Source organism: Pseudomonas sp. BNK-45 (assembly GCF_047456255.1).
Taxonomy (GTDB): domain Bacteria; phylum Pseudomonadota; class Gammaproteobacteria; order Pseudomonadales; family Pseudomonadaceae; genus Aquipseudomonas.
Genome location: NZ_CP179909.1, coordinates 3,697,443 through 3,713,548 on the forward strand (window position 1 = coordinate 3,697,443; position 16,106 = coordinate 3,713,548).

Consider the following 16,106-nt stretch of genomic DNA (forward strand, 5'->3'; position numbering starts at 1 on the left):
GCTCAACATGGACGACCCCGCCATCCGCCGCCCCGCAGGAGCGCCGACAGGCCCGCATTTTTCGCCGCGCTGACGGCTCATCTTTCCTTCATTCCGGGGGCCTGACATGTCAGGTCCGGGGCGGCCTTTTGCCGAAAAAAACTCAGGAGACAGCATGTCCACTTTCGACGATTCGCAGGATTGCCCCGCTTGGCCCGAGGCCTTCGCCCAGGCTTACCGCGAGGCCGGTTACTGGCGCGATGAAACCTTTGGCGATCTGCTGCGAGGTGCGGCCCGGACCTTCGGCGAGCGCGAGGCGCTGAGCGATGGCCAGCGGCGCCTGAGCTATCGGCAACTGGACCTGCGGGTCGACCAACTGGCCGCCGGCCTGCACCGGCTGGGGCTGCGGGCTGGCGACAACGTGGTGCTGCAACTGCCCAACGGCGCGGCCTTCGTCGAAGTCTGCTTCGCCCTGTATCGCCTCGGTGTGCGGCCGATCTTCGCGCTGCCGGCCCACCGGCACCTGGAAATCGGCCGCTTCTGCGAGTTTGCCCGGGCCCGGGCCTACTTCTGCGCCGACTGCGACGGCGGCTTCGACTTTCGCGCCATGGCCCGCGAACTCAAGGCCGGCCACCCGTCACTGGAATGGGTGCTGGTGGCCGGCGAAGCCGAGGAGTTCAGCGCCCTGCACAGCCTGTATGACGACAGCAGATCCTGCACTTTCCCGGCCCCCAGCGCCGACGCGGTGGCCTGTTTCCAGCTCTCCGGCGGTTCCACCGGGATTCCCAAGCTGATTCCGCGTCGCCATCACGAATACCTCTACAACCTGCGGGCCAGCGCCGAGCGTTGCGCTTTGTCCGACGCCAGCGTGTACCTGGTGGCGCTGCCCATGGCGCACAACTTTCCCATGTGTTGCCCGGGGTTCATCGGCACCTTTGCGGTGGGCGGGCGGGTGGTGCTGAGCCCCTCGCCGAGCCCGGAAGTCTGCTTCGAGCTGATCGAGCGCGAAGCCGTGACCCACACCGCCCTGGTGCCGCCCCTGGCCCTGGTCTGGCTGGAGGCGGCCCAGGCGCGCGGACGCGGGCTGGCATCGTTGCAACTGCTGCAAGTGGGCGGCGCCAAGCTCAGCTTTGAGGCGGCGCGGCGTGTCGAGCCGGTGCTCGGTTGTCGCCTGCAGCAGGTGTTCGGCATGGCCGAAGGGCTGATCTGCTACACCGACCCCGAGGACCCGCCGCAGCGGGTGCTGCACACCCAGGGCCGGCCGCTGTCGCCGGCGGACGAAATCCGCGTGGTGGACGAGCACGAGCAACCGGTGCCGGTGGGGCAGGTCGGGCAGTTGCTGACCCGGGGTCCCTACACCATCCGCGGTTATTACCGTTACCCCGAGCACAACGCCCAGGCCTTCACCGCCGACGGCTTCTATCGCACCGGCGATCGGGTGCAGCTGACCGCCGACGGCTACCTGATGGTGGAAGGGCGGGACAAGGACCTGATCAACCGCGGCGGCGAAAAGATCGCCGCCGAAGAGGTGGAGAACCTGCTGCTCAGCCACCCGGCGGTGGCCGACGTGGCCCTGGTGGCGATGCCCGATGCCTTCCTCGGCGAGCGCACCTGCGCCTTTGTCATCCCCCGTGGCGCCGCGCCCCGCGCCCCGCAACTGCTGCGTCATCTGCGGGCCCAGGGGCTGGCGGCGTTCAAGCTGCCGGACCGCTTCGAGTTCATCCCGGCGTTTCCCCAGACCGGGGTCGGCAAGGTCAGCCGCAAGCACCTGCGCGAGGCGATCCAGGCCCTGTACTTCGGCAACCGGGCCCAAGCCCTGGAGGCCGCTGATGGCCGTGGCTGAACCGGCAGGACTGGCCGCACTGTTGCGCCCGGTGCGCGGGCGCCTGCTGGCGGCGATGCTGCTGCAAGTGCTGGCGGCGCTGGTGGGCCTGCTGCCGCTGATCGCCGTGGCCGAACTGGCGCCGCTGCTGCTGGCCGGCGAATTGGACCTGGAGCGCGCGGGTTTCTGGCTGCTGGCCGGGGCCGGGGCGCTGCTCCTGCGCCTGCTGGGGCTGGCGGCGGGTTTGCAGATCACCCACCTGGCCGACAGCGACCTGCAGCGCCATCTGCGCCAGCGCATCGCCGCCCATCTGGCGCGGGTGCCCCTGGCCTGGCTGGACGGCCAGCGACAGACCGCCGAGCGGGTGCTGCTGGAGGACGTCGGGGCCCTGCATCAGTTGGTGGCGCACCTGCCCAACAACCTGGTGGCGGCCCTGGTGGTGCCCCTGGCCAGCCTGATCTACCTGCTGACCGTGAGCCTGCCCATGACCCTGGTGGTGCTGGCGCCGCCGATGATCGCCCTGTGGCGCCTGCGGGTGATGCGCACCCCGGCCTATCGTGACGAGCGCCAGCGCCTGGGCGGCGCCATGGGCGCGCTGTCGACGGCGACCCTGAACTTCGTGCAGAGCATTGCCATGGTCAAATCCTTTGGCCGGGTGCAGCGGGTACAGGACGAGTTCTTCAAGGCGGTGGAGGATTTTGCCGGCTTCTTCTCCCGTTGGGTCGAGCGCTGGGCGGGCCTGGGCGCCAGTGTCGAGGTGCTGCTCTCGCCCCTGCTGGTGCTGGCCCTGGTGCTGGTGGCCGGGGTGCCACTGATCGCCGTCGGGGTCTTGCAGCCGCTGCAGTTGCTGCCGTTTGCCTTGCTGGGGCCGGCCCTGGCGGCGCCGGTGGCGGCCCTGGGGCATGGCGCCGATTCCCTGGTCCAGGGACGGGCGGCGGCGCAGCGCATCAGTGCGCTGCTCAAGACCCCGGTGCTGGCGCAACCGGCCTGCTCCCGGGAACCCGAGGGGGCTGTGGTGAGCTTCGACGCCGTGGACTTCAGCTACCCCGACGGCAGCCAGGTGTTGCACGGCATCGATCTGTGCCTGCAACCGGGCACCCTGACCGCCCTGGTGGGGGATTCCGGGGCCGGCAAATCCACCCTGGCCACCTTGCTCGCGCGCTTTGCCGATGTCAGCGCCGGGGCGATCCGCATCGGCGGTGTCGACCTGCGGGACATGGACAGCGCGACCCTGTATCGGCAGGTGGCCTTTGTCTTTCAGGAGGTGCGCCTGCTGCGCGCCAGCGTCCTCGACAACCTGCGCCTGAGCCGGCCCGGAGCCAGTCTGGCCGAGGTCGAAACCGCGGCCCGGGCGGCGCAGATCCACGAACGCATCTGCGCCTTGCCCCAGGGCTATCACAGCCAGCTGGGGGAGGGGCTGCAGCTGTCCGGCGGCGAAATCCAGCGCCTGGGCATCGCCCGGGCCATGCTCAGCCGCGCGCCGATTTTGGTGCTCGACGAGGCCACCGCCGCCAGCGATCCGCAATCGGAGGCGGCGATCCAGCAGGCCCTGTCGCGCCTGGCCCAGGGGCGCACGGTGCTGGTGGTTGCCCATCGCCTGAGCAGCATCCAGGACGCCGAGCAGATTGCCGTGCTGCAGGGCGGACGCCTGGTGGAATGCGGCCGGCATCAGGCCCTGCTGGAGCGGCAGGGGGTGTATGCCGGGCTCTGGGCCGCGGAGCAGTTGGACGCCGCCGCGCTGAACGGGAGCCGCCCATGATTGCCGCACTGTTACGCAGCCTGCAGCCGCGGGACGCCGCGCTGTTGTGCCGGGCCTTGCTGGCCATGGCCGCCAGTGCCCTGGCCCAGGGCCTGGCCCTGGGGTTGCTGCCGATGGCCCTGGCCAGCGCCCTGGAGGCCGCCACGGCGCGGACGCCCTGGCTCTGGGCCGCAGCCTTTGGCGGATTCGCCGGGCTCTGCCTGTGGCTGCGCCGCCGGGCGCAACTGGCGGGCTACCGGGCCGGGGCCGCGGCGGCGCGTTCGTTGAACCTGCGCATTGGCCGGCATCTGGCGCGCCTACCCCTGGAGTGGTTTGTCGAGCGCCGCGGCGCCGAGCTCAACCGCCTGGTGACCCATACCGTGGCGCAGATCATGAGCGCTCCGGCGCACTTGCTGCAGCCCATGGCCAATGCCTTGCTGACGCCCCTGGCCCTGCTCGTGGCGCTGTTGTGCTACGACCTGTCCATGGCCCTGGCGGCCCTGGCCTGCCTGCCGTTGCTGGTGCTGTTCTATCACTGGGGCGTGCGCTGGGGCGGGCAGGCCGAGCAGCACAGCGAAGCGGCGGCCGGTGAAGCCGCGGCGCGGGTCCTGGAATACCTGCGCCAGCAGCCGCTGCTGCGGGCCAGTGGGCGCAACGGTGAAGGTTTCAGCCTGCTCGGCGCGGCGCTGCAGCAACAGCGCCAGGCCCAGCGCCGGGCGCACTGGCGGACCTTTCCGGCGGCCCTGGGGCTGGTGCTGGCGCTTCAGGCCGGCTACACCGCGGTGCTGTTGTGCGGCCTCTACGCGGTGCTCGGCGGCAGCCTCGGCGCCGTGCAATACCTGGCCCTGGCGGTGCTTGCCACCTGCCTGGTGGAACCCATGGGCGCCCTGGTCAACCTGGGCACCAGCCTGCGCCAGACCCGCCATGGCCTGGACAGCCTGCGCCAGTTGCTGGACCTGGCGCCGCTGCCGGAACCGGCCCGGCCCCAGGTGCCGGCCGACCGGCGCCTGGAGGTTCGCCAGCTGGGCCTGGAACGCCAGGGCCGGGTGATCCTGCAGGACATCAGCTTCACGCTGGAGCCGGGTTCGCTGAACCTGCTGGTGGGGCCATCCGGTTCCGGCAAGTCGAGCCTGCTGCGGCTGCTGGCGCGCTTTTGCGATGTCAGCCAGGGCGCCATCCTGCTGGGCGGTGTCGACTTGCGTGAGCTGTCGGCCAGCCAGCGTGATCGGGACATCGCTCTGATGTTCCAGGACTGCCCGCCGCTGGCCGCCAGCCTGCTGGACAACCTGCGCCTGGGCCGCCCCGAGGCCGACGAAGCGCAATTGCTGGAAGCGGCCCGCGCCACCGGCCTCGACCGGCTGGCCCAGCGCCTGCCCCAAGGCTGGCAGACCTGGGTCGGCGAGGGCGGCGTGAGCCTTTCCGGCGGCGAACGCCAGTGCCTGGCCCTGGCCCGGGTCATGCTCAAGGACGCCACGCTGATCCTTCTGGATGAGCCCACCTCCGCCCTGGACGCCATCAGCGAGGCCCGGGTCAACCAGAGCCTGCGGCAACTGGCGCGCAAGCACACGGTGCTGCTGGCGACCCACAAGCCGACCCTGGCTCCGTGCGCCGGGCAGATCCTCCTGCTGGACCAGGGCCGCCTGGCCCAGCACGGCACCCATAGCCAACTGATGACGGCCCCGGGCCGTTATCGCCAGTTGTTCCACGAGCGCGAAGCGATCAATCGCTGGCGCTTGCGCACACCTTCTTCCGTACCCCAAAGGACCGTCCACCATGACTGATAACCCAGCACTGGCATGCGCTCATCCCGCGCCCGCCGGCCTGAGTCATTCACCCCAAGGACTCTGCGAAGGCATCGCCCGGTTGCTCGGCTACGCGCCCGGGGACCTTGAGGCGGATGCGTCGCTGATCGAGCAGGGCCTCGACTCGGTGAGCATCATGCGCCTGCCGGCGCTGCTGGCCGGCGAAGGCGTGAGCCTGAGCTTCGCCGAGCTGATCCAGCAGCCGACCCTGGTCGCCTGGTGGGCGCTGATCGAGGCTCGCCGTGGCCTCGCGGCGCCGCGCCTGCAGGCCGTGGCCAGCGCCCCTGCCAACAGCGATTTCGCCCTCACTCCGCTGCAACAGGCCTACTGGTTCGGCCGCGATCCGGGTATGCCCCTGGGCGGGGTCGGCTGCCACCTGTACCAGGAGCTGGACGGCCACGGCCTGGAGCCCGAGCGCCTGGAGCAGGCCCTGCGCCGCTTGTGCCAGCGCCATCCGATGCTGCGCGCCTGTTTCATCAGCGACAGCTGCCAGCGCATCCTGCCCCAGAGCCCCTGGCCCGGGCTGACCGTCCATGATCTGCGTCAGGCTTCCTGCGTCGGCGCCGCCGAGGCCCTGGAGCAGATCCGCGAAAACCTCTCGCACCGGCGCCTGGAGGTCAGCCGCGGGCAGGTGTTCGACGTGCAACTGAGTCTGCTGCCCGACGGCCGCAGCCGCCTGCACCTGAACATCGATCTGCTGGTGGCCGACGTGCTCAGCATCGGCATCCTGCTGCGCGACCTGGCGCTGATTCACGCCGGCGAGGAGCACCGCCTGCCGGCCCTGGAATGGACCTTCGCCGACTACCTGCGGACCGAGCAGGAACTGCGCGCGCCGCAGCTGGCAGCGGCCCGGGACTATTGGCTGGAGCGCCTGGAGGATCTGCCGGACGGCCCGCAACTGCCCCTGGCCCAGGAGCCGCAGCAGCTCGGCACGCCGCGTTTTCGCCGGCTGGCGATGCGCCTGAACCACGAGCAGTTGCAGGCCCTGGAACAGCGCGCCCGGCAACACGGCCTGACCCTGGCCAGCGTGCTCGCCTGTGCCTATGCCCAGGTGCTGGGGCGCTGGAGCGCCAGCCAGCATTTCCTGCTCAACGTGCCGCTGTTCGACCGCCAGGAACTGCACCCCTGCGTGCCCCATCTGCTGGCGGATTTCTCCAACCTGGTGCTGCTGGAAGTGGACCTGCGCCAGCCCACGTCCTTCTGCCAGCAGGCGTTGGCGCTGCAGGCCCAGTTGCACCGCGACATCGCCCACAGCGCCTGGCCCGGGGTCGAGGTGCTGCGCGAGCGTGCGCGGCTGCGCCAGGGCGGCGGCCAGGGCGCGCCGGTGGTGTTCGCCTGCAACCTGGGCCCGGCCTTTGTCGACGCCACCTGCCGCGAGCAATTGGGTGAGCCCGGCTGGGCGCTGTCGCAGACGCCCCAGGTCTGGCTCGACCACCAGAGCTACCCGCTGGCCGACGGCCTGCTGCTGAACTGGGACGCGGTGCAGGGGCTGTTTCCCGAAGACCTGTTGGAGCAGATGTTCGACGCCTACCGCGGCTTGCTGCTGTGGCTGTGCGCCAACGACTGGCAACAGCCGGCGCCCTTGCCATTGCCGGCGGCGCAGCAGCAACAGCGCCAGCGGGTCAATGCCACCGAACACCCCACCCCCGCGCAGTGCCTGCACCAGGGCTTCTTCCAGCAGGCGCGCCAGCGCCCCGAGGCGCTGGCACTGATCGACGAGCAGGGCCACCTGAGCTACGCCGAGCTGGCCCGGCAGGCCCTGCAACTGGCCGGGGCGCTGGTGGAGTGGGGCGTGCAGCCGGGGGATGCGGTGGCGATCACCCTGCCCAAGGGCCGCGAACAGGTGATCGCGGTGCTGGGGATTCTCGCCGCCGGGGCGGTCTATGTGCCGGTGGGCATCGAACAGCCGCCGGCGCGCCGCGACATGATCTATCAGCGCGCCGGGGCGCATGTGGTGCTCACCGATCAGGCCCACCGCGAGGGTGGCATCTGGCTGGCCGAGTTGCGGGTGGTGACCCTGGCCCAGGCGGCGCCGGCCCGCGCCCTGGAGCAGCCCCTGGCGCTGGCCGCCGACGCCCTGGCCTACGTGATCTTCACCTCGGGCACCACCGGCGAGCCCAAGGGCGTCGAGCTCTGCCATCAGGCGGCGATGAATACCGTCGAGGCGATCAACCGCCGTTACCAGGTTGGCGCCGAGGACCGGGTGCTGGGGCTCTCGGCCCTGGATTTCGACCTGTCGGTGTACGACCTCTTCGGTCCGCTGAGTGTCGGCGGCGCCCTGGTACTGCCGGCGGACAGCCTGCGCAAGGAGCCCCGGGAATGGCTGCGGCTGATCCGCCAGGAGCAGGTGAGCCTGTGGAACTCGGTGCCGGCGCTGCTGGAGATGCTGACCCTGCAAGTGCGCGACGGCGCCGGGCTCGGGGCCTTGCGCCTGGCCATGGTGTCCGGCGACTGGGTCGGCCTCGACCTGCCACGGCGCCTGGAGCAAGCGGCGGGCCGCCCCGTGTCGTTCGTGGCCCTAGGTGGCGCCACCGAGGCGGCGATCTGGTCCAACTACCAGGAGGTGGCGGCGGTGCCCGCGCACTGGCGCTCGATTCCTTATGGCCGGCCCCTGGACAACCAGCGCTTCCGGGTGGTGGACAGCCAGGGCCGGGACTGCCCGGACTGGGTGCCCGGCGAGCTGTGGATCGGCGGCGCCGGGGTGGCCGCCGGCTATCGCGGCCTGCCGACCCTCAGCGCCCAGCGCTTTGTCGAGCATGACGGCGGGCGCTGGTACCGCACCGGCGACCAGGGCCGCTACTGGGCCGACGGCAGCCTGGAGTTTCTCGGGCGCCTGGACCATCAGGTCAAGGTCCGCGGCTTTCGCATCGAACTGGCGGAAATCGACCTGGCCCTGGAGCGCCATCCGGCCATCGACCGCGCGCTGAGCCTGGTGCTGCCCGGCAGCGAACCGCAGCTGGCGGCGGTGCTGCTGGCCCGGGAGCCGCTGCCCGAACCCCAGGCCCTGCGCCAGTGGCTGGGGCAATGGCTGCCCGAGCACATGCTTCCGGACAGTTGGCTGACCCTGTCCGCGCTGCCCCTGAGCGCCAACGGCAAGGTCGATCGCGCGGCCCTGTCGTGGTTGCTGCAGGAGCAGCGCCGGGGCGTCCAGCCACACAGCGCCGAACCGCCGCAAGGGGCGTGGGAGGAAGCCGTGGCCGCGCTGTGGCAGGAGCTGCTGCAAGTGCCCCAGGTGGGCCGGCATCAGGGCTTTTTCGCCCTCGGTGGCAACAGCCTGCTGGCGGCCCGGCTGATCGAACGCATCGCCCGGCAGTTCCAGCTGGAACTGTCGCTCAAGGATTTTTTCAACGCGGCCACCGTGGCCCTGCAGGGGCAGTTGCTCGCCTCGCGCCGGGAACAGCGGCCCGTCACTCAGAACGCAATGGTGGAGGGCGTGTTATGACGCTGCAACAACTGCAACAGGACCTGCAACAGCTGGGCGTGGAGCTCTGGGAAGAACAGGGCCGCCTGCGCTATCGGGCCCCGGCCGGGGTCATGGACGAGGCGCGCCTGAACCAGCTGCGCGAGCACAAGGAGGCGTTGCTGCAACAGCTGCAGGCGGCGCAGTTGCCGACCCTGGAGGCCGACCATTCGGCCCGCGAAGAACCCTTCCCGCTGACCGACGTGCAGGCCGCCTACCTGCTGGGCCGCACCAGTGCCTTCAGCTATGGCGGGGTGGCCTGCCACGGCTACCTGGAATTCGCCCAGCAGGACCTTGACCCGCTGCGCCTGGAACAGGCCTGGAACCAGTTGATCGCGCGCCACGAGATGCTCCGGGCGGTGGTGCTGGAGGAGGGCTACCAGCGCATCCTGCCCCAGGTGCCGCACTACAGCGTCGCCTGTCACGACCTGCGCGAGGACGACGGCAGCGCCTTGCAGGCCCTGCGTGAGGGCATGGAACTGCGCCGCGCCACGCCGCAGCAATGGCCGCTGATCGAGCTGTGCGTGAGCCAGGGCCGCGACACCTCGCGCCTGCACCTGTCGGTGGACCTGCTGGTGTGCGACTACCAGAGCGTGCGCATGCTGCTGGCCGAACTGCAGCAGCTGTATCGCGGTGAACCCCTGCCGGCACCGGCGCAGATCAGCTTTCGCGACTATGTGCTGGGGGAACGGCGCCTGCGCGAGCAACCGCGCTACCAGCGTGACCGCGACTACTGGTGGGCGCGGGTCGACAGCCTGCCGGGGGCGCCCGAGTTGCCCACGCTGGGGGCACCCAGCGGGCCGCGCTTCCAGCGCCGGGCCATGAGCCTGCAAGCCCGCGACTGCAACGCCCTGCGCCTGAACGCGGCGGCGGCCGGAGTCGGGGTGTCGGCGGCGATCCTCTCGGCCTATGCCGAAACCCTCGGGCGCTGGAGTCGGCGCGGGCATTTCTGCCTGAGCCTGACCCTGCTCAATCGCCTGTCGCTGCACCCCCAGGTCGACCGCCTGGTGGGCGACTTCAGCTCGGTGGAACTGCTGGAAGTGCAGACCCTGCAAGGCGGCAGCTTCGGCCAGCGCAGCCAGCAACTGCAGGAGCGCCTGTGGCAGGACATGGACCATCGCCTGTGTTCGGGCATCGAAGTGCTGCGCGAGCTGGCGCGGCGCAAGGGCCAGGAGGCGGCGTTGATGCCCTATGCCTTCACCAGCACCCTGGGGGCTGGCGGCGAGAGCGGCGGCGGGTCCTTCATGCCCGGTGCCGAGCTGGTGTTCGGCATCAGCCAGACGCCCCAGGTGCTGATCGATTGCCAGGTCAGCGAGCGTGACGACGGCCTGGCGATCAACTGGGACATCCGCGAAGGGGTGTTCAGCGAAACCCTGTTGGACGCGCTGTTCGACACCTTCGAACGGCTGCTCAAGCGCCTGGCCCGGGAGCCCTCGGCCTGGACCCTGGACGACTGCCTGGAGCTGCCGGCGGCGCAACGCCTGCAACGCGAGCTGGTGAACCAGAGCGCTGCGCCCTTGCCCGAGGGGCTGCTGCATGAGCCGTTCTGGCGTCAGGCGGCCGCGGCGCCGCAGCGTGTGGCGCTGATTCAGGGCGCCGCGCAGATGAGCTACGGCGAACTGGCCGGGCGCGCCGAAGCCGTGGCCGAGGCCCTGCTCGACGCCGGCTGCCAGCCTGGGGAGCGGGTCGCGGTGTGCATGCACAAGGGCCTGGAACAGGTGATCGCGGTGCTCGGCATTCTGCGTGCCGGGGCCACCTACCTGCCGCTGGACACCAACCAGCCCGAGGCCCGGCGCCAGCTGATCCTGGACAACGCCGAGGTCGGCCGGGTGCTCAGTCAGTCCTGGCTGGGCGATGAGCTGTGCTGGCCGCCGCGGGTGACCCAGGTGATCCAGGTCGACCAGGGCCCGCGGCTGCCGCAGCGGCCCGTGCCCGGCGTGGCCATCGACCCGCAGCAACTGGCCTACGTGATCTACACCTCCGGCTCCACCGGGGTGCCCAAGGGCGTGATGATCAGCCATCAGGCGGCGCTCAATACCGTGGTCGACATCAACCAGCGCTTTGCCATCGACGCCGATGACCGGGTGCTGGCCCTGGCCAGCCTGGGCTTCGACCTGTCGGTGTACGACATCTTCGGCCTGCTGGCGGTGGGGGGCGCCCTGGTGCTGCCGGACCCGCAGCGCCGCGCCGACCCTTCGCACTGGGCCGAGTGCGCCCGGGAACACGGGGTGACCCTGTGGAACTCGGTGCCGGCGCAATTGCAGATGCTCACCCACTACCTGCAGGCGCTGCCGTCCATGGCCCCGGCGACCCTGCGGCTGGCGTTGCTGTCGGGGGACTGGATCCCCCTGAACCTGCCGGCGGAGGCCGCCCAACTGCTGCCCCGGCTGCGCCTGATCAGCCTGGGGGGCGCCACCGAAGCGGCGATCTGGTCGATCTACTACCCGATCACCCAGGTCGACCCGCAGTGGCGCAGCATTCCCTACGGCCGGCCGCTGGCCAACCAGCGCTTCATGATCCTCGACGAGCAGGGCCGCGACCGCCCGCAAGGGGTGGCCGGCGAGCTGTACATCGCCGGCAGCGGCCTGGCCCTGGGCTACCTGGGGGATGCCGAGAAAACCGCCGAGCGCTTTGTCGATCATCCGCGCAGCGGCGAGCGCCTGTACCGCACCGGTGACCTGGGGCGCTACCTGGAGGACGGCCTGATCGAGTTCCTGGGCCGCGAGGATTTCCAGGTCAAGGTGCGCGGCCACCGCATCGAACTGGCGGAAGTGGAAAGCGCCTTGCTCAGCCATCCGCATGTGGAATCGGCGGTGGTGGTGGCCGCGGGCGAGGGCGCCTTCGACCGGCGCCTGCAAGCCTGCCTGACGGCCAGCCTGCGCGACACGCCGCTGGCCTGGCCGGAGGCGCTGCTGGCGCGGACCCGGGCGGCGGCCCAGGCGGTGCGTGGCGACTTGAGCGATGCCCTGGTCAGCGAGATGTCGGCTTGCGTCGAGCGCGCCGCGCTTTTGTCCATGGGCCTGGCCCTGCAGCGTCCGGGGCTGTTCGACGCCGCGGGGCAGAGCCATGCGCTGGAGGAGATCGTGGCGCGCTGCGAAGTGGCGCCGCGCAATCAGCGCCTGATCCGCCGCTGGTTGCAGGCCCTGGCCCGGGAAGGCCTGGTGCACTGGGACCGGCACACCGGGCGTTATTCGGGCTTGCAGGTGTCGGCTGCGGAATACCGTCAGCATTGGCAGCGCATCGACGCCCTGGAACCGTCCGTGGGCTGGGGCGCCGAGGTCCTGCGCTACCTGCGCGAAAGCCAGGAGCAACTGCCGGCGCTGATGAGCGACCGGCTCGACCCGCTGCACCTGCTGTTCCCCCAGGGCCGCACCGACACCGCCGAGGGCGCCTACCGCAAGAACCTGATCAGCCAGTACCTGAACCAGGCGGTGTGCGCCGCAGTGCAGGAGATCATCCGCCAGCGTCCGGCCGGCCAGCGCCTGCGCCTGCTGGAAATCGGCGCCGGGGTCGGCGGCACCAGCGCCGATTTGATCCCGGCCCTGGACGGCCTGCCGGTGGATTACCAGTTCACCGACCTGTCGCAGTTCTTCCTCAACGAGGCGCGGGAGCATTTCGCCGCCTACCCCTGGGTCAGCTACGGCCTGTTCGACCTCAACCAGGACCACTGGGCCCAGGGCGTGGCCGCCAACTCCCTGGACGTGATCCTCTGCGCCAACGTGCTGCACAACTCACGGCATGCCAGCCGGGTGCTGGCGCGGCTGCGGGAGATGCTGGCCCCGGGTGGCTGGCTGATCTTCATCGAGGCCACTCGCGACACCTACCAGATCATGGCCTCCATGGAGTTCAAAGAAGGCCTGACCGCCTTCGAGGATTTTCGCGCCGAGCAGGACACCACTTTCATCCGTCGCGAGCAGTGGCAGCAGTTGCTGCTGGAGGCCGGGGGCGAAAGCCCGCTGTGCCTGCCCGAGGCCGGCGACGCCATGTCGCAGATCGGCCAGCACCTGTTCATCACCCGCTTCAAGAGCCAGCGCCAGACCCTGGAGCCCGAGGCGCTGCGGGCCCACCTGGCCCAGCGCCTGCCGGACTACATGATCCCGGCGGACTGGCAGGTGCTGGATGACATGCCCCTGACCGCCAATGGCAAGGTCGATCGCCAGGCCCTGGCGCGGATCGGCGTGGCCGGCCCCGAGCAGCAGGTCAGCAGCGGGGCGGCGCCACTGGACGCGCTGGAGCGCAGCATCGCCGAGGTCTGGCAGACCCTGTTGCGGGTGCCGGCGGTGGGCCGCGACCAGGGCTTCTTCGAACTGGGCGGCGACTCGCTGCTGGTGGCACAGGTGGTGGGGCGTCTGCGGGAAGTCCTGCCCCAGGCCCGGCCGTTGCCCTGGAGCGATTTGCTGCGCCAGTTGATCAACCAGCCGACGGTGGCGGCCCTGGCCGACTACCTGCGCGGCCAGGGCGTGGAAGGCGATTCGCCGCTGGTGTGCATCAGCGACAAGGCCCAGGGCCCGACGCGGATCTTCGTCCACGACGGCAGTGGCACCCTGGCGCCGTACCGCGCCCTGTTCGCCGCCCTGGGGGAGGACGTGCCTCTGGAAGGGCTGGTGCTCAACGATGTACCGGGCTATCTGGCCCTGGAGCCGGCCACGGCGATTCGCCAGTTGGCCGAGCGTTATGCCGACACCCTGCAGGCCGAGGGACGGCGTCAGGTGAGCATCGTCGGCTATTGCCTGGGCGGGCTGCTGGCCACGGAACTGGCGGCGTGCCTGGCGGCGCGTTCGATCCAGGTGCTGCAACTGAGCGTGATCAGCAGCTACCGGGTGCCGTTCATGATCGAGGACGACCTGTTGGCCGAGTACGTGTTCGCCCGGGTGATGCAGGCCGATCCGCTGGCCCTGGGTTACCCCGAGGATGAACAGGCCATGGAGCGCAGCATCGCCCGGGTCCTGGAGCAGACCCCGGGGCGGGTGCCCCTGGGGTCGCTGCTGGCCTTGAGCGAGGACGCCCAGTGCGCCCCGGCCCTGGCCTGCCTGCGGCGCCTGGCAGAGAAGACCCCGGAACAGCGCCTGCAGGCGATTGCCGAGGCCATGCGCCACGCCGGTTCGCCCCTGAGCGACCTGCGCTGGCTGGGCGAGCAGTTGCAGGTGCTGCGCCACAGCCTGGCGGCGGTGGCCCTGCACGAGGCCACGCCGTACCAGGGCGACCTGCTGTTCATTCGCCAGAGCGGCGAGGTGCAGGTGCTGCCCGGCATGCACCGCGACATGAGCGCCTATTGGCAGGCCCTGTGCCTGGGTGAACTGCGGGTGGTGGATGTACCCGGGGATCACTTCAGCTGCATGCAGCAGCCCCAGGTGCAAGCCGTGGCCCGGGCCTTCGAGGCGGTCGCCGAGGTGGCGGCATGAAGGAGGCGATGATTGGCCTGGTCGGGGCCTATGGCAGCGTCGGCCGTCAAGTGGCGCAACTGCTGGCACCCAGGGTCGCCCTGCGCCTGGGCGGACGCGACCGGCAGCAGGCCGAGCAGTTGAACCGGCAACTGGGGGCGCGCGCCGAGGTGCGCGCCCTCGACCTGTGGGACTCGCAGAGCCTGGCGGATTTCTGCGCCGGTTGTGCGCTGGTGATCAACTGCGCCGGGCCCAGCTATCGGATCCTCGATCGGGTGGCCCGGGCCGCGCTGGCCGCGGGGGCCGACTACCTGGACGTGGGCGGCGACGATCCCGTGCATGAGCGGCTGTCGGGGCAGGTGCCGGCGGGGCGCCGGGTGCTGTTGTCGGCGGGCATGCTGCCGGGGCTGTCGGGGCTGTTTCCGCGGTTGCTGGCGCAGTCCTTCCAGCGGGTCGATGCCATGCGCTGCTATGCCGGTGGGCTGGGGCGCTTGTCGGCCACCGCCGCCGAGGACTTTCTGCTGAGCCTGGGCAATGGCTTCGGTCAGGCCCAGTGCGCCTTCAGCCAAGGGCAGCAGGTGCGCAGCAGCGCCAGTACCCCGCAGCCGCTGGAGCGACCCTGGCTGCCGGTGAGCGGCGTACCGGCCTATGCCTACCTGAGCTGCGAACAGCTGCGACTGTTTCGCGACCTGCAGGTTGGCCACGGGCAGGGCTTCAACCTGTTCGAGGGCGGGCAGCTGGCGGCGACCTTGCAACGGATCCAGGGCCTGGCGCCGCAGGCGCGCGACGCGGCGCAGAACGTCGCCGCGCTGGTCCAGGCCAGCGCCCTGGATGTGGCCGGGCGCCAGCCCTATCAGTTGCTGGCGGTGGAGATCGAGGGGCTGCGGGACGGGCGGGAACAGCACGCCTGCGCCTGGCTGCGGGCGTCGGACGGTTCACGCCTGACCGGCAGCGTTGCGGCCTTCTGCGCCCTGCACTGGGCGCAGTGGCCTGCAGGCTTGCATTACGCCGCCCAGGTGCTGGACCCGGTCGCCTGCCTGGAACAGCTGCAGCGCTGGCTGCCGGATACTCGGGTGCAGTTGCCCGACTTCAGCGGCGTGGCCCTGGCCGAGGCAGAGGAGGGCGTGCTGTGAGAAAGGCTCCCAGTGCCTGGCTGCGGCGTTACCCGCAGCCACAACCGCCGCGTTGCCGGCTGGTGTGCCTGCCCCATGCCGGGGGCAGCGCGAGCTTCTTCAATGACTGGCGCCACCTGTTGCCGACGGATATCGAGCTGATCAGCGTGCAGTACCCGGGGCGCGAGGAGCGCCTGAGCGAAACCTGGCCCGGCAGCCTGGAGTGGATGGCGGGCAACATCACCCGGGCCCTGTCGGACCTGGTGGAGCGGCCGCTGGTGCTGTTCGGCCACAGCCTGGGCGCGGCCCTGGCCTATGAGGTGGCCGCGCGCCTGCAGCAGCAGGGCTCGGCGCCGCAGCGCCTGATCGTGTCCGCGCATCCGGCGCCCCATCGCCAGCGCCACAGCGAGCTGCACCTGGGCTCGGACGAGGCGTTGCTGGCGGACGTGCGGCGTCTGTCCGACGGTGCGCCATCACTGCTGGACGACCCGACGCTGCGCGACCTGTACCTGCCGGCCTTGCGCAACGACTACCGGCTGATCGAGTGCTATCGCGGCGCTGTCGGTCGTGCCCTGGACCTGCCCCTGAGCGTGTGCCTGGGGGGCCAGGACAGCGAAGTCGATGCGGACGAAGCCTATGCCTGGGCCGAGGTCAGTGCCCAGGTCACGGATTTCCAGACGTTTCCCGGCGGGCACTTCTACCTGCGCGAGCAGCAGGCCGAAGTGCTGCGGCACCTGACCCGACTGCTGGCGGGCCTCGGCGAGCAGCCGTGGCAGTGCTGGCCTTCGACCCCATGAATCTTTCTTTGGTAG

7 protein-coding genes are annotated in these 16,106 nt (G+C 70.6%); all 7 read left to right on the forward strand.

Annotated elements, in window-relative coordinates; genetic code table 11:
* The first annotated feature begins 154 nt into the window (after window positions 1–154).
* The 7 genes from ACMGG8_RS17110 to ACMGG8_RS17140 are packed head-to-tail and all read left to right on the forward strand — an operon-like array spanning window position 155 to window position 16,091.
* Complete coding sequence (locus ACMGG8_RS17110; RefSeq protein WP_414157979.1) at window positions 155–1,822, forward strand: (2,3-dihydroxybenzoyl)adenylate synthase; 1,668 nt, start codon at window positions 155–157, stop codon at window positions 1,820–1,822.
* Window positions 1,809–3,560 carry an ABC transporter ATP-binding protein gene (locus ACMGG8_RS17115; protein WP_414157980.1) on the forward strand — a complete coding sequence of 584 codons (1,752 nt, stop codon included), beginning with the start codon at window positions 1,809–1,811 and terminating at the stop codon, window positions 3,558–3,560. Before ACMGG8_RS17110 ends, ACMGG8_RS17115 begins: the two co-directional genes overlap by 14 nt.
* Complete coding sequence (locus ACMGG8_RS17120) at window positions 3,557–5,320, forward strand: ABC transporter ATP-binding protein (RefSeq protein WP_414157981.1); 1,764 nt, start codon at window positions 3,557–3,559, stop codon at window positions 5,318–5,320. The genes ACMGG8_RS17115 and ACMGG8_RS17120 overlap by 4 nt, the downstream gene beginning before the upstream one ends.
* Window positions 5,313–8,783 (forward strand): amino acid adenylation domain-containing protein, encoded by a 3,471-nt coding sequence (locus ACMGG8_RS17125; RefSeq protein WP_414157982.1) that lies wholly within the window; start codon window positions 5,313–5,315, stop codon window positions 8,781–8,783. Before ACMGG8_RS17120 ends, ACMGG8_RS17125 begins: the two co-directional genes overlap by 8 nt.
* Window positions 8,780–14,203, forward strand: coding sequence for an amino acid adenylation domain-containing protein (locus ACMGG8_RS17130; RefSeq protein ID WP_414157983.1), 5,424 nt, complete (start codon window positions 8,780–8,782; stop codon window positions 14,201–14,203). The genes ACMGG8_RS17125 and ACMGG8_RS17130 overlap by 4 nt, the downstream gene beginning before the upstream one ends.
* Entirely contained in the window at window positions 14,200–15,315 is a 1,116-nt protein-coding gene (locus ACMGG8_RS17135) for a saccharopine dehydrogenase NADP-binding domain-containing protein (protein ID WP_414157984.1), read from the forward strand. Before ACMGG8_RS17130 ends, ACMGG8_RS17135 begins: the two co-directional genes overlap by 4 nt.
* Entirely contained in the window at window positions 15,312–16,091 is a 780-nt protein-coding gene (locus ACMGG8_RS17140; RefSeq protein ID WP_060839804.1) for a thioesterase II family protein, read from the forward strand. Before ACMGG8_RS17135 ends, ACMGG8_RS17140 begins: the two co-directional genes overlap by 4 nt.
* Window positions 16,092–16,106: the final 15 nt, after the last annotated feature.

Excerpts from the sequence above, each read along its gene's own strand:
- ACMGG8_RS17110 (WP_414157979.1), top strand. The coding sequence starts at position 155 with ATGTCCACTTTCGACGATTCGCAGGATTGCCCCGCTTGGCCCGAGGCC.
- ACMGG8_RS17135 (WP_414157984.1), top strand. The coding sequence starts at position 14,200 with ATGAAGGAGGCGATGATTGGCCTGGTCGGGGCCTATGGCAGCGTCGGC.
- ACMGG8_RS17120 (WP_414157981.1), top strand. The coding sequence starts at position 3,557 with ATGATTGCCGCACTGTTACGCAGCCTGCAGCCGCGGGACGCCGCGCTG.
- ACMGG8_RS17115 (WP_414157980.1), top strand. The coding sequence starts at position 1,809 with ATGGCCGTGGCTGAACCGGCAGGACTGGCCGCACTGTTGCGCCCGGTG.
- ACMGG8_RS17130 (WP_414157983.1), top strand. The coding sequence starts at position 8,780 with ATGACGCTGCAACAACTGCAACAGGACCTGCAACAGCTGGGCGTGGAG.
- ACMGG8_RS17125 (WP_414157982.1), top strand. The coding sequence starts at position 5,313 with ATGACTGATAACCCAGCACTGGCATGCGCTCATCCCGCGCCCGCCGGC.